The 13,907-nt window shown below is 67.9% G+C and carries 12 protein-coding genes; 9 read left to right on the top strand and 3 right to left on the bottom strand.

Annotation, left to right across the window (positions count from 1 at the left end; all coding sequences use genetic code 11):
- Window positions 1–93 precede the first annotated feature (93 nt).
- The 5 genes from FPY90_RS12230 to FPY90_RS12210 all read left to right on the top strand — a co-directional run bounded on the left by FPY90_RS12230 (window position 94) and on the right by FPY90_RS12210 (window position 5,995).
- Window positions 94–1,470 carry an aldehyde dehydrogenase family protein gene (locus FPY90_RS12230; RefSeq protein WP_498681256.1) on the top strand — a complete coding sequence of 459 codons (1,377 nt, stop codon included), beginning with the start codon at window positions 94–96 and terminating at the stop codon, window positions 1,468–1,470.
- A gap of 109 nt (window positions 1,471–1,579) precedes the next feature.
- The gene (locus FPY90_RS12225) at window positions 1,580–3,085 is read left to right on the top strand and encodes a bifunctional 3-(3-hydroxy-phenyl)propionate/3-hydroxycinnamic acid hydroxylase (RefSeq protein ID WP_498681255.1); all 1,506 of its coding nucleotides are present in this window, start codon (window positions 1,580–1,582) and stop codon (window positions 3,083–3,085) included.
- Window positions 3,086–3,142: 57 nt separating this feature from the next.
- The gene (locus FPY90_RS12220; RefSeq protein ID WP_498681253.1) at window positions 3,143–4,081 is read left to right on the top strand and encodes a VOC family protein; all 939 of its coding nucleotides are present in this window, start codon (window positions 3,143–3,145) and stop codon (window positions 4,079–4,081) included.
- A 31-nt stretch (window positions 4,082–4,112) separates the two neighbouring features.
- Window positions 4,113–5,144 carry a fumarylacetoacetate hydrolase family protein gene (locus tag FPY90_RS12215; RefSeq protein WP_498681252.1) on the top strand — a complete coding sequence of 344 codons (1,032 nt, stop codon included), beginning with the start codon at window positions 4,113–4,115 and terminating at the stop codon, window positions 5,142–5,144.
- Window positions 5,144–5,995 (top strand): ABC transporter substrate-binding protein, encoded by an 852-nt coding sequence (locus tag FPY90_RS12210; protein ID WP_498681251.1) that lies wholly within the window; start codon window positions 5,144–5,146, stop codon window positions 5,993–5,995. Before FPY90_RS12215 ends, FPY90_RS12210 begins: the two co-directional genes overlap by 1 nt.
- A 112-nt stretch (window positions 5,996–6,107) precedes the next feature.
- On the opposite strand, the gene FPY90_RS12205 is transcribed toward FPY90_RS12210, so the two are convergent.
- Genes FPY90_RS12205 through FPY90_RS12195 form a run of 3 tightly spaced genes read right to left on the bottom strand, consistent with a single transcriptional unit; the run spans window position 6,108 to window position 9,004 of the window.
- A complete protein-coding gene (locus FPY90_RS12205) occupies window positions 6,108–7,364 on the bottom strand; it encodes an NAD(P)/FAD-dependent oxidoreductase (protein WP_498681249.1) in 1,257 nt (418 codons plus the stop codon).
- Window positions 7,365–7,373: 9 nt separating this feature from the next.
- The gene (locus tag FPY90_RS12200; protein WP_498681248.1) at window positions 7,374–7,697 is read right to left on the bottom strand and encodes a 2Fe-2S iron-sulfur cluster-binding protein; all 324 of its coding nucleotides are present in this window, start codon (window positions 7,695–7,697) and stop codon (window positions 7,374–7,376) included.
- Window positions 7,698–7,723: 26 nt separating this feature from the next.
- On the bottom strand, window positions 7,724–9,004 hold the full coding sequence (locus FPY90_RS12195) for a cytochrome P450 (protein WP_498681247.1): 1,281 nt from the start codon (window positions 9,002–9,004) through the stop codon (window positions 7,724–7,726).
- Between the two features lie 99 nt (window positions 9,005–9,103).
- Here FPY90_RS12195 and FPY90_RS12190 point away from each other — a divergent pair, with 99 nt between their 5' ends.
- The 4 genes from FPY90_RS12190 to FPY90_RS12175 all read left to right on the top strand — a co-directional run bounded on the left by FPY90_RS12190 (window position 9,104) and on the right by FPY90_RS12175 (window position 13,824).
- Window positions 9,104–10,018, top strand: coding sequence for a LysR family transcriptional regulator (locus FPY90_RS12190; protein WP_498681245.1), 915 nt, complete (start codon window positions 9,104–9,106; stop codon window positions 10,016–10,018).
- Between the two features lie 214 nt (window positions 10,019–10,232).
- On the top strand, window positions 10,233–11,249 hold the full coding sequence (locus tag FPY90_RS12185; RefSeq protein ID WP_498681243.1) for a fumarylacetoacetate hydrolase family protein: 1,017 nt from the start codon (window positions 10,233–10,235) through the stop codon (window positions 11,247–11,249).
- The gene (locus FPY90_RS12180) at window positions 11,249–11,857 is read left to right on the top strand and encodes a cupin domain-containing protein (protein WP_498681242.1); all 609 of its coding nucleotides are present in this window, start codon (window positions 11,249–11,251) and stop codon (window positions 11,855–11,857) included. Before FPY90_RS12185 ends, FPY90_RS12180 begins: the two co-directional genes overlap by 1 nt.
- Window positions 11,854–13,824, top strand: coding sequence for an acetoacetate--CoA ligase (locus tag FPY90_RS12175; protein WP_498681241.1), 1,971 nt, complete (start codon window positions 11,854–11,856; stop codon window positions 13,822–13,824). Before FPY90_RS12180 ends, FPY90_RS12175 begins: the two co-directional genes overlap by 4 nt.
- Window positions 13,825–13,907 lie beyond the last annotated feature (83 nt).

The following is a 13,907-nucleotide window of genomic DNA, read 5'->3' as shown; positions in this document are numbered from 1 at the left end:
TGGATTCATTCGGTGGAACCAAATGGTGTCCGATACGAATCGTATCCTATATAGTCGTGACAGAGAACACGCCTGAAGAAAAGGATCCCACCCATGGCAATTGCAACCATCAACCCGACCACCGGTTCGACCGAAATGATCATCGAGCCGCACTCGCCCCAGGAGGTTCAGGACCGCATTGCCCAAGCCGCCGAGGCGGCGCGCTTGCTGCGCGGCACCACCTTTGCCCAGCGCGCGGCATGGATGCTCGCTGCGGCAGACGCCCTGGAAGCCCAGGCCGAGGGCCTTGGTGAATTGATCACCGTCGAGATGGGCAAGCCCATCGCCCAATCGGTCGCCGAGGTGCACAAGTGTGTCAAGGCCATGCGCTTCTATGCCGCACAGGCCGAGGGGTTCCTGGCCGATGCCCCGCTGGCCGACCCGGAGTCCGTGGGCGCGAGCAACGCCTGGACCCGCTATGAGCCGCTGGGCACCGTCCTGGCCGTCATGCCATGGAACTACCCGCTCTGGCAGGTCATCCGCTTTGCCGCCCCGGCGCTCATGGCCGGCAATTCCGGGCTACTCAAGCATGCCTCCAACGTCCCCCAGGCTGCGCTTTTCCTTGACACGCTCTTTGAGCAAGCCGGCTTCCCGGCGGGTTCCTTCCGCACGCTGCTGATCGGCGGCTCCGAGGTTGCCGCAGTTTTGTCCGACCCCCGCGTCAAGGCGGTGACCCTCACGGGCTCCGAGCCGGCCGGCCGCTCGGTGGCCTCCATTGCCGCCGACCACGTGAAGAAGTCGGTGCTGGAACTGGGCGGCTCCGACCCGTTCATCGTCATGCCCTCGGCCGACCTCGCCGCCGCCGCCGCGACGGCCGTGCGCGCGCGGATCAGCAACAACGGCCAGTCCTGCATCGCCGGGAAGCGATTCATCGTTCACGCCGAGGTTTATGACGCATTTGCCGCCGAATTCGCGAAGCTGATGTCGGAGCTGGTGGTCGGGGATCCGCTGGACCCCGAGACCCAGGTGGGGCCGCTGGCCACCGCGTCCGGACGTGACGAGCTGGCCGAACTTGTTGAGGATGCCCGCGCCCTGGGTGCCCAGGTGCTTACCGGCGGGACGGCCCCGGAGGGCCCGGGTTTCTTTTACGCCCCCACGGTGCTCGCCGGCCTCACCGATCAGATGCGCATCATCCAGGAAGAGACCTTTGGCCCGGTTGCCTCGCTGTACCGCGCTACCGACCGCGAGGACGCCTTGCGCATCGCCAACCAGACCACTTTCGGGCTTTCCAGTGCGGTCTGGACCAATGATGCCGAGGAGGAAGCCTGGTTCACCGCCGGCCTTGATGCCGGTGCGGTGTTCATCAATGGCATGACGGTTTCCTACCAGGAGCTGCCATTCGGCGGGATCAAGCGCTCCGGTTTCGGGCGCGAGCTCGCCGCCGACGGCATCCGGGAATTCTGCAACCTCAAGACCGTTTGGAAGGCCTGAGGCTCCAACGCCCGGAGCGCACTCGGGGCCTATCCAGGCCCCTTGCGCACCAAGCGTGACGGGTGTTACATTTATTCGAAACGATACGTACTGAACTTGAGGGAGCGAAATGGCAAACGTCATTGATGTGGACGTAGTGGTTGTCGGTGGCGGACCCGTCGGGGTCACCGCCCTGGCGTTGCTGGGCCGCGCCGGCTTGAGTGCCATTGGCGTGGAGCGCGAGATCCAGCCCTGGCCGACCGCACGCGCCGTGCACTTCGATGGCGAGACCTTCCGTACCCTCCAGTCCTTGGGGGTCGCCGAGCGCTTCGCCAAGGCAACCTTGCCGATGGCCTCGATGCACATTGAGAACGAGGAGCACGAGGTCCTCATCTCGGTGCCCACGGGCCGGCTCGGGACCCAGGGTTGGCACGACGACCTTACTTTCCACCAGCCTGACATTGAAGTCCTGCTGCAGGAGGTCGTCGAGGAACTTCCCGGCGTCGAGCTGCGCCGCGGCATGACGGTGCTCTCGGTGCGCAATGTCGGCGAAGGCGTCGAGGTCGCGGTGCAAAACGCGGACGGCGAGGAATCCCTCATCCGTGCCCGTTGGGCCATTGCTGCCGACGGAGCCCGTTCCCAGAGCCGCAAGGCGCTAAACATCGAGACCGAGAAGATCGGCGAGGATGCACAATGGCTGGTCGCCGACGGGATCCTTGAAGACAGCCCGGGATTGTCCTCCGACATGATCTTCCTGGGCCACCACACCAGGCCCGCCCTGTGGATCCGGCTCCCCGGCAAACGCGTACGCATGGAATTCATGCTCATGCCGGGGGACGACCCCGAGGAAATCACGACCCCGGCGGGCCTCGAACGCCTCAGCCACGGGGTGCTTCCGGCCGACAAGTTCACCGCGGACCGGCTGGCTACGTACACCTTCCGCGGGCGCATCTCCCAACAATGGCGTGCCGGGAACATCTTCCTGGCAGGCGATGCCGCGCACCAGGCGCCGCCGCTCTTTGGACAGGGACTGTGTGCCGGCATGCGCGATGTGGCCAACCTGGTGTGGAAGCTGGACGCCGTCAAGCGCGGTGCAGCGGATGGCAGCCTCCTTGACACCTACGAGTCCGAGCGACTGCCACATGCACGGTTCTGGGTGGAACAGGCTGCCAACGCCGCCGGCTTCCTGCAGACCACCGATGCCGATGTTGCCAGGCAGCGAGATGCCTTCATCCGGGCGAACCCCGCTGCATCGGCACCCGTGGCGCCCCCACTGGGACCGGGCCTGCACGAGGGCGGCACCGACGAACGCGCCGGCCGCCTAGGCATCCAGCCGATCCTCGCCGACGGGGTGCGCCTCGATGACATGGTCGGCTCCCGCTTCCTGGTGGCAACCACCCACGAGCTCTACTCCGCCCTTCCTGCCGCACTGCGCGAGCGGCTCGAGGACAACGACGACGTCGTGATCCTGTTCGACCCGGCCAAGGTCGGCCAAATCCTGGAGGCCGCCGGCGCCAAGATTGCCATCATCCGCCCGGACCGCTACATCCTGGGCCTGGGGGAGACCCCGGAGGATTTCGAACGGCTCGTGGCAGCCCTCCCACAGGCCGGCCGCGACGTGCCGGCACACCTTTAGACCACCCGTCGCCAGACCCCGCATCCACCCGGATCAACAGATTTACAGGAGAGAATCATGGCCTTCAGCCCGATCACACACCTGAGGCACTTCGACATCGCGGTGCCCGACTACAAGAAGCAGGTCGACTTCTACAAGAACCACTGGGGCTTGACCCAGATGGAGGACGACGGCGGGGTCACCTACTTCGCCGCCGAGGGCTCCCCGGAACAGTACTCGGTCCGCGTGCGCGAGGCCGACGAAAAACGCCTGGACCTGGTCGCCTTCGGCGCCGCGGACAAGGCCTCGGTGGACCAGCTCGCCTCGGACCTCATCGCGAAGAACGTGAAGCTCATCGGCGAGCCCGACGACCTCAAGACCCTGGGCGGGGGCTACGGCTTCCGCTTCTTCGACCTGGAGGGACGCACCGTCGAGGTCTCCTCGGACGTCGAGGTGCGCAAGCACCGCAAGATCGAGGAACGCGAGTCCATCCCGGTGCGCCTGTCCCACGTGGTGCTCAACTCCCCGGAGCCGGAGAAAATGCTCGCCTGGTACGAGCAGACCCTGGGCTTCCGGCTCTCGGACACCCTGAACCACCCGCACATGGGGGACCTGTTCTACTTCCTGCGCTGCAACGCCCAGCACCACTCGATCGCGATTGCCCGCGGCCCGCACGCCTCGCTGCAGCACGCCTCCTTCGAGCTGCGCGGCATCGACGAATACATGCGCGGCAGCGGCAGGCTGCTGCGCTCGGGCTTCAAGAAGATCTGGGGCCCGGGACGCCACAGCGCCGGGGACAACACCTTCACCTACTTCCACGATCCCAACGGCAACACCATGGAATTCACCACCGAGCTTGATTCGGTCGACGAAGACACCTGGCACCCCAGCATCTACGACACCCAGGATCCGCTGACCTCGGACCAATGGGGCACCGGCGGGGACATGGACGAGTTCATCGCCAAGGAAATGTTCAACGACAAGGACAAGGGCCTGTTCGTCCCGCCGCCGGTCTAGGCGGCGACCGACAGTGGCCTTTGGAGGATCCATGAAAGACACCAGCAACAACGAATTCAAGCTCGGCTCCTTCGAGGACGCCGGGGAGCAGTTCCCGGGCGCCGTCTTCGGCGACACCGTCGTCGACCTGCGCACCGTGCTGCCGGGCATCACCCGCATCGGGGACTTGTTCGCCGACTGGGATGCCCACCTGGAGAAAATCGGCACCATCGATCCGGCCGCGGCCGGGTCCCGCCGGTTGGCGGGGCTGGGGGTGCTGCCCCCGGTGCAACCGGTGGGCACCATCATCGCCGCCGGGGCAAACTACCGCGAACACGTCATCCAGATGAGCGTGGCCCACAAGCTCGGCACCGAGGGGGCCGATGCGCGGCAGCTCGCGGCCGACGCCGCGGCGGAAATCGACGAGCGCGGCCGCACCGGGGACCCGTACATCTGGACCGGGATTCCCTCCGCGGTGTGCGGGGCCTACGACGACGTGCAATTGCCCGACGTGGGCGGGGACATTGACTGGGAACTCGAGCTCGGGGTGGTCATCGGCCGGCGCGCGCATCGGGTCTCGGCCGCCGATGCCATGGACCACGTGGCCGGCTACACCATCGTCAACGACGTCACTTCGCGCGCGCTGGTGCCGCGCACCGACATCGCGATGATGGGCACCGACTGGTTCCGCTCCAAGAACCAGCCCACGTTCTTCCCCGTCGGCCCGTACGTCGTGCCCCGGCGGTTCGTGCCCGATCTGTCGAAGTTGCGGATCCGGCTGAGCCTCAACGGCCAGATGATGCAGGACGCCCTGGTTGACGACCTGCTCTTCGACATCCCGAGCCTGATCGCCTACGCCTCCTCGGTTGCCGTGCTGCAGCCCGGGGACGTGCTGATCACCGGGTCGCCGGCGGGCAACGGATCGCACTGGGGCAGGTTCCTGCGCGACGGCGACGTGATGGAGGCATCGATCTCCGGGCTGGGGACCCAGCGCTCGCCGGTGCGCGGGCCTTCCGGGCAGCTGCCTCCCTGGTACGCGGACCGCCCCGTCGCGCTCGCCGCGGCCGGAGGCAGCGTCGCGTGATGCTGCGCCAGAGCCACTTCGTTCCGCCGGTTTCCTACCTGCTGGCCTCCGAGCTCGGCTTCCTGCGGGAGCTGGAGGTGGTGCCCACGCGCACCACCTCCAGCAAGGAGCAGCTCCGTGCCCTGCTGGCCGGGGAACAGGACGTGGTGGTCACGGCCATCGACAACCTCTTCGAGTGGACCCGCGCCGGGGCGCCGCTGCGCCTGGTGGCGCAGGTCGAGGCGACCACTCAGCTGGGCATCCATGCAGGCGGAAACGTGGAAACCTTGGCGGAGCTGGCCGGGTGCCGGTTCGCGGTTGACGCACCGGACAACGGGTTTGCGCTGCTGGCCAAGCATCTGCTGGGAGAGGCCAGAGTCGAGGTCGACTACGTGGTCGTCGGGGGCGTGCGCGAGCGGCTCGAAGCGCTGGTGGACGGACGCGCGGATGCGACCCTGCTGGGCCCGCCCTTCGACAAGCTGGCCGAGAAGGCAGGGTTCAGGCAGTTGGCGGATGTCAATGCGCTGCTGCCCGAACTTCCCGGCCAGGGACTGGTGGTGCGTGCAGAGGTGCTGGAATCCGGGGAGCTGCAAGGCTACCTCGGTGCCCTGGCGCGCGGGGTTGCGGCGGGGGAGGCGATGAACGATTCCGGGGGCATCGAGTTGCTCGAGCGCTGCGGCTACCAGGGTGCGGCGGCAAGCGCCTGGGCCGCCCGGGGCCGCACCCTGGAGGTTGACCACCGCGGGCTGGAGTTGCTGACGCGGATCCGCAGCGGCCTGGGCATGCTTCCGGAGGGCATGTCCCTGAAGGGGCTTTGCGATGCCGAGCCGCTGCGAAGGGCCATGACCGGCTCGGCGTCGCTCGGCGGCTGAGGCGGCAACCCCGGCGTCGGCGATTCATTTCCAAAGCCAGGATGCCTGGAGGTCCGGGTCGATGAATTCGACCCGGACCTCCAGGCATCTATCTTGTTGCGGCGAGAAGGAACTACACAGGAGCCATGGCCCTGGCCGCCGCCTTGAGCGTGAACCCCTGCGCGCTTGCCTCGAGGCGGGAGATCCGGGCGGAGCCTGCCAGGAGCTTGCGGGCGGCCAGGTGGTCGGCCGGCAGGTTCACCGACTCGACCGCCGCCAGCAATCCGTCACGGAAGCACAGCACGGAAAACTTCGCGGCCGCCGGATCCCCCAGCACCAGGGTATCGTCCCCCGGATTCGCCAGCCCCGCCATCTGCAGGCGGTACGGGCCCTGGGTGGACCAGAACCAGGGTAGTTCCGCGTACGGGGCTGCCTCGGGTCTTTCGGCCGCGCCCGCCATGATGGTGCGCGCGGCATGGCGGGCCTGGTCGGTGGCGTTCTGCACCGATTCGAGCCGGATGCGTTCACCGCTGCGGGGGTGGGGGAAATTGGCGCAGTCCCCGACCGCCAGGATGGCAGGGTCCGAGGTGCGCAAACACCCATCCACACGGATACCGTTTCCGGTTTCCAGCCCGGCCACGGCGGCCAGCTCGTCGTTGGGCAGCACGCCGATCCCCACCACGACGAGGTCGGCCAGGTGGCGTGCCCCGGTGGTGGACACCGCGACGGCCACGCGGCCATCGGGCCCGGCCTCGAAGCGTTCGATGCCCTCGGAGAGTTTCAGCCCGATGCCCAGGCGCGCGTGGGCGCCGGCGAACCAGTCGCCCATCACCGGGGTCAGCGCCCTGCCCATGGGGCGCGGCGCGAATTCCAGGACGGTGGTGTTGCATCCGCGGGCGCGGGCTGCGGCGGCAAATTCGAGGCCGATGAATCCGGCGCCGATCACCACCACGTTCCGTGCGGCGGGCAGCGCCGCATGCAGTGCCCGGGCGTCGGCCAGGGTGCGCAGGTAATGGATCCCGGCAAGTCTGGCCCCGGCGCAATCCAGGGTCCGGTTTCGGGTGCCGGTGGCCAGGACCAGGTGCCCGTAGTCGAGGGTGGTCCCGTCGTCCAACGACACGTTGCGGCAGGGGCGGTCGATGGCCGTGGCGGCAATCCCACGCAGCAGCAAGATGTCCTTGTCTGTGAAAAAGGCCTCGCCGCGCAGCGGCAACGGCGATGCTTCCGTGCCCGGTGCCAGGAAGTCCTTGGACAGCGGCGGGCGCTGGTAGGGCAGTTCCGGCTCCCCGGCGACGACGGTGATTTTCCCGCCGTACCCCGCGCTGCGCAGCGAATCAGCGCTCTGGAGCCCAGCCTGCCCGCCGCCCACGATGACGACGCCCGCATCCATGGCCATGTCCTAGACCTGGTCCGCGGGCACGTCGACGACGATGGCGCCCAACGTCGGGCCGACGGCAACCTGGCAGCCCAGGCGCGAGGCGTCGGTGCGCGCGGCCGTGGTGCAGTCAAGCATTTCGTCTTCGTCTTCGGTGATTTCGGGCAGGGACCGGGCATATTCCGGGCGGACGTAGACGTGGCAGGTGGCGCACATGGCCTGCCCGCCGCATTCGCCGACGATTCCGTCGACCCCGTTGGAGACCGCGGCGCGCATCAGCGTGGTGCCGTCGGCAACCTGGAGGACTTGCTCGGACCCGTCGGGCTGGGTGAAGGTGATGGTCGGCATGGTGGCTCCTCGTTCGGTGTGATTTTTTAGTTCCAGGTGACGGGCAGGGATGACAGGCCGCGGAATACCCATCCGCCCCAGCTTTCGGCACGCTGTTCATCCACGCGCAGCGAACCGAAGCGCTCGTAGGCCTTGGGCACGGCGATTTGGCCGATGGCGCTCTTGGCGGCCCAGTGTCCGGCACAGAGATGGACCCCAGCGCCGAAGGCCAGGTGGGGGCGCTTGGGCCGGTGGATGTCGAAGTCCTCCGCGCCCGGCCCGAACCAGGATTGGTCCCGGTTGGCCGAGGCGACCACGACGCCGATGCCGGCGCCTGCGGGGATGGCGACGCCCTCCAGCACGGTGTCGCGCGTGGCCTGGCGCGGGTACATCCCGATGGGGGATTGCCAGCGCACCGTCTCGTCGAATGCCGCCGCCCACAGCGCGGGGTCGGCCAGCACCGCCTCGCGCTGGGCCGGATGGCGGCTCAGCGCCCACACCATGTTGGTGACCATGTGCTGGGGTTCATTCAGGCCGCCGGAGATCGCAAGCTTGGTGTTGGCTGCGACGTCCTCCACGGGCAGCCCGCTGTTGGCCAGGGCGGAAACCAGGGAGGCATCGGGGTTCTTGCGATAGAACGGAATGAGTTCGGCCAAAAGGGCGTCGGCATCGGCCGTGGAGGCGTCGCAGCGCGCCCAGATGCCGGGGTCGTCCAGGACATTGCCCATGCCGGCAATGAAGTCGTGGGACCAGCGGCGGACCTGGTCTACGTCGGCGTCGAGCAATCCGAGCAGGTCGATGAGGTTCTTCGAGGCCAGCGGGGCGGCATAGTCGGTGTTCAGGTCCGCGTGCCCGGGTCCCTTGTCTTCGAGCGCGTCCAGGTATGTCTCGGCGTTGCGCGCAAAGACCGGCGCCCAGGCCTCCTTGATCGATTTGGGGCGGAGCACCGGATTGATCGGCGCGCGGTCGATGGCGTGTTCGGGGTCGTCCTTGCGCAGCATTGGCTGGGCACCGATCGCGCGGTTCATCGTGGAACCGGAGACGTTGGCGCTGAAGGTTTCCTGGTCCTGCTCAATTCCGTGGCATCCGCCATAGCTGGTCACCAGGAATTTGTTCAGCTTCGGGACCCACGCCACCGGGGATTCCGCGCGAAGCCGGGCATAGGCGGCGTAGGGATCCGCGGCGAGACCTTCGACATCCAGCCAGTGGGCAACCGGTGCCTCGGACACCCCGCCCGGGGAGCGCAGCGGCTGCGGGACGGGGACGGCGGCGGCGGTGCCGGCCGCCTGGGTGCCGCTGTATGGGCATTTGGCAGTGCTACTGGACATCGGGTCCTCCTCAATGGTCGTTGCCCCAGTCTCACGGCAAAAGTTCTTGCAGTAAACTGCGAATATTAGCGATACTTCTTCGATTGTTTAGGAATTAACGTGGCCCGGTTCACCTTGCGGCAACTCGAACTTTTCTCAGTCTTGCCCGACCACCCGACGCTCGGTTCGGCTGCCAAGGCACTGCACGTTTCCGAATCGGCACTGTCCCATGCCTTGACCGAGCTCGAAGCGGCGGTCGGCGAGCAGCTGTGCGTGCGCCGCAAGGCCCGGGGAATGAACCTGACCCCGACCGGTCGGCACTTCGCGGCCCGGGCCCGGGAAATCCTGCGCTCCACCGACACCCTCGTCGGGGAGCTGGCGGAAGTCCGCGGGGAACTGCGCGGCCCGGTGGCCCTGGGGTGCTACACCGGCCTGGCCAGCAACGTCCTGCCGGAGGTCCTCGAGGGCATGGGGCGCCTGCATCCCGAGGTCGAGATCGGCATTGTGGTGGGAGACCACACCGAACTGCTGGCCGCATTGGACGAAGGCTCGCTCGACCTGGCGATCGTCTATGACATCGGTCTGCCCCCCGGACTGCAGCGCAGCGTCGTCTATGAAACTGAGGTGATGGCGGTTCTTGCCGACAGCAACCCGCTGGCCCGGCAGGTCGACGTCGACCTGGCCGACCTCGCCCGGCTGCCCCTGATCATGCTCGACACCGCTCCGAGCACCGGCTACACCCAGCTGATGTTTTCCCAGCGCGAGCTCAATCCGCGCATCGGCGCCGTGGTCCCGCAGATCGACCTGGTCAGGGCACTGGTGGGGCGCGGGCTGGGCTACAGCCTGCTGATGTCGCGTCCCCACCAGATCCCTGTCTCCAGCGAGGGGCGCCCACTCGTCACGCGGCCGCTGCGCCCGCGCAGCGGCGTCACCTCGGTGGTGGCCATCTGGCCCACCGGCGCCAGGCCCAGCAAGCGGGCCCAGGCGGTCCTGGACTATGCCGTCCAGGTCCTGGAAGCCGCCGAACCTCACTAAGATCGGGGGCCGCGCTCCGCCGACTCCTCCCATGAGGCGCGCCGGCGTGGGGCCAAGGCCGAACACCGCACTGGACCCGCCGCCTGCATCAAGTGGCTTCGCCGGCACGCCGGACGCCCCTGCCTTGTTATGGCACTACCTATGGCCCTTGCCATCTCCGTCACATCAATGCGATACTGTACGTATCGTATGAATTTGACTTGAAGGAACCCCCATGAAACTCGGTAGAATTGCAGTCCCCACGCCCGACGGCGAACAGATCCGCCTGGTGGCGGCCCAGCCCGAGCAGGGCCGGGTCATCGACCTCGCCCGCGCCTACGCGCTGACGCTGCAGCGCAAGGCCGCCGAACCGGACCGCGCCCGTGCCGTGGCCTTGGCTGTGCTTCCCGGAAGCCTGGCAGCCGGAATCGGCGGGGGCTCCATCTTCCTGGATGCCGCCCACGACGCACTGGCCGCAGCCGATGACGCCTCCTACGGAATCGACGAGGTTTCCTGGCGCGCGGCGGTCGACTCCCCGGTGATCCGCGACGGGCTGACCTTCGAGCAGCACATCCAGAACTTCCACCGCATCGTCGCCAAGGCCCAGCCGGCACGCTCCATCTACGAGCGCCCGGGCTACTTCAAGGGCACCACCGCCATGTCCTACGGGCACAACCAGGAACTGCCCTACCCCGACTTCACCGAGGCCCTCGACTGGGAACTCGAGGTCGGCTACGTGGTGGGCAAATCCGGCAGCAACCTGACCCCTGAAACGTCGCTTGACCACCTCTTCGGCATCACCGTCTTCAACGACTTCAGCGCCCGCGACATCCAGGGCGCCGAAATGGCCATCGGCATGGGCCCGCAGAAGTGCAAGGACTTCGGCTACGGCATCGGCCCCTGGGTCACCACGATGGACGAAATCGACTCCGTCGAGGGCCTGCGCGGCCAGGTTCGCGTCAACGGCGAGGTGCTCTCGGAAACCAAGGTCGAGGATTTCGTCTACACCCCCGCCGAGCTGCTGGCCTACGTCTCGATCTCCGACCGCCTGCAGCCGGGCGACCTCATCGGCTCGGGCACCATGGGCTTCGGCGCCGGCGTTGAAATCGGCAAGTTCCTCAAGCCCGGCGACGTCATTGAGCTGGAACTCGAGGGCGTTGGCACGCTGCGCACCCCGATCTCCGCCGAGCGCCAGAAAGCGCCTTGGTGGCCCGAGCCCCGCACGTACCCGCACGAAGAATGGGTGGCGTAATGACCCGGCCCCCGGTCCGCCGCATCGTCACCGGTCACGACGATGCGGGACGCGCCATCATCCTCTCGGACGGCGCGGCCCCCAACCACTGGTCCTCGGACATGATCCCGGGTTTCGGGGCCACCGTGCCCTGGCTGACCGAGGCCGGGGGGATCGACCATGTCACCGACGTGGACCCGGCTTCCGCCGAGGCACAGATTCCCAGCTTCCCCGCCCCCGGCCAGACCATCATGCGCATCGCCGATTTCCCGCCGGATTCCGTGTACCCGGACGAGGCCGGCTCGGTGATCTTCAACGAGCTCGACGGCCACGAGGCTGCCGAGGCGGGCGCCGAGCACAGCGGCTCCAAGCACTTCTGGTTCCACCGCACCGACTCGCTGGACTACGCCGTGGTGCTCGAGGGCGAGATCACGCTGCTGGTTGACGAGGGCGAGGCGACCATGCGCGCCGGCGACGTGGCGGTGCAGCGGGCCACCAGCCACGCCTGGTCCAACCGCACCGACACCACCGCCCGGGTCCTGTTCGTGTTGATCGGCACCGAACCGCTCAGCGCGGCCCAGATCGCGCAGCGGCGCCGGGAGGCCTCCCGCCCCCTGGAGAGCGCATGATCACCGACGCGCTCGCCGCCGACGGCGAGGTCATCTGGCGGCCCGAACCGCAGGAGCTTGCCGGCACCGGCGTGGGCCGCTTCGCCGATTTCCTTGGGGAGCGGGGCATCGACGTCGGCACCGGCTACGACGAGCTGTGGCAGTGGAGCGTGGATGAGCCCGAGCGGTTCTGGGAACACTTCGCCGGTTTTGCCGGAGTCGAATTCGGCGGGACCGCCGGCCCGGTGTGCAGCGCGGATCCGATGCCGCACACGCGCTGGTTCCCGGGGCGCACGCTGAACTTCGCCCGGCACCTGTTGCAGGGCCACGAGGGGACCGCGCTCATCGGCATCAGTGAGGACGGGAAGCGCGAGGAGGTCTCCTTCGAGGAGCTGCGCCAGGAGGTGGCTGCGCTCGCGGCCCACCTTCGGGCCCGCGGCGTGGTGGCGGGGGACCGCGTTGCGGCCATCCTGCCCAACGTGGCCGAGGCGGTCACCGGGTTGCTGGCCGCCGCCTCGATCGGTGCGATCTGGTCGGTCTGCGCCCCGGAGTTCGGCCCGGGGGCGATCATCTCGCGCTTCGCCCAGCTCGACCCCAAGGTCGTCATCGCCGCGCCGGGCTACATGCTCGGGGGCAAGGACAGGGACCGCCGCGCGGAACTGGAGGAGATTTTCGCCCAGCTTCCCACCGTCGAGCACGTCATCTGGGTCCGGCGACACACCTCGACCCCGGGCATTGCCACCGCGGCTCCGGCCGTGGACTGGGAGCGGGCCGTGGCTGAGCCGGCCGAGCTGGCCTTCGCGGACGTCGAGTTCAGCCATCCGCTGTGGGTACTGTTCTCCTCGGGAACCACGGGGATCCCCAAGGGCATCGTGCACGGACACGGCGGTGCGCTGCTCGAGGAAATGAAGATGCTGCTGATCCACTCCGACCTGCGTCCCGGGGAGCGCTACCTCAACGTCGCCTCCACCAGCTGGGTGCTGTGGAACGCGATTGTCTCGGCACTGGGCGTGGGAGCGACGGCGGTGCTGGTCGACGGGAATCCCACCTTCCCGTCGCTGGACCGGGTGTGGCAGATCGCCGCCGCCGAGTCCGTGGCGGTGCTTGGCGTGGGCGCGGGATTCGTCCACTCCTGCGCCAAGGCCGCGCTGGTGCCGATGCGCGACCACGACCTGGGTGCGCTGAAGTCACTCCAGGTCACCGGCTCCCCGCTCTCGGCCGACGGCTATCGCTGGGTCTACGGCAACGTGGGCGACATCTGGCTGGCTTCCATGAGCGGGGGCACGGACATCGCCTCCATCTTCGTGGGTGGATCCCCGACGCTGCCGGTGCGCGTCGGCTACATCCAGGCCCCGGCCCTTGGTGTGCGGGTGGAATCGTGGGACGAGGAGGGTAACCCGACCCGCGGCAAGGGCGAACTCGTGGTGACGGCCTCCATGCCCTCGATGCCGCTGAGCTTCTGGGGAGATGACGGCAGCCGCTATCACGAGAGCTATTTCGCGACGTATCCGGGGGTGTGGCGGCACGGGGACTTCATCGAGTTCACGAGCAGCGGGATCCTGATCCACGGACGCTCCGACTCAACGTTGAACCGCAACGGACTGCGGCTCGGGTCGGCCGACATCTACGCCGTTGTCGAGGCGCTGCCGGAGGTCGCCGAGGCCCTGGTGGTCGGCGCGGAACTGGGCACCGAATACTACATGCCGCTGTTCGTCCAGCTGGCCGAGGGTGTCGGGGAGGAATCGGGCCGCACGGCGATCACCCGGGCCATCCGCGAACATCTCTCCGTCCGATACCTTCCTGACGAGATGGTCTTCATGCGCGGCATCCCGCACACCCGCACCGGCAAGAAGCTGGAGGTCCCGGTCAAGCGGCTGCTGCAGGGGGCCGCGATGGACACCGTCGCGGACCTCGGCTCGGTGGATGATCCGGAGTTGCTGAAGGAGTATGCCCGCTTCGCCAGCGACCGGCAGGCGGTCTCGCCGTAAGCGGGCCCGCGGCAAAGTTGGTGAGCCGCGCACCAGGGACCGGTGAACCGTTGTCGGTTCACCGGTCCCTGGTGACGTGGGGG

Origin of the sequence: Arthrobacter sp. C2 (assembly GCA_024207135.1) — a bacterium.
Classification (GTDB): domain Bacteria; phylum Actinomycetota; class Actinomycetes; order Actinomycetales; family Micrococcaceae; genus Paeniglutamicibacter.
This window is presented reverse-complemented; position numbering and strand designations above follow the sequence as displayed.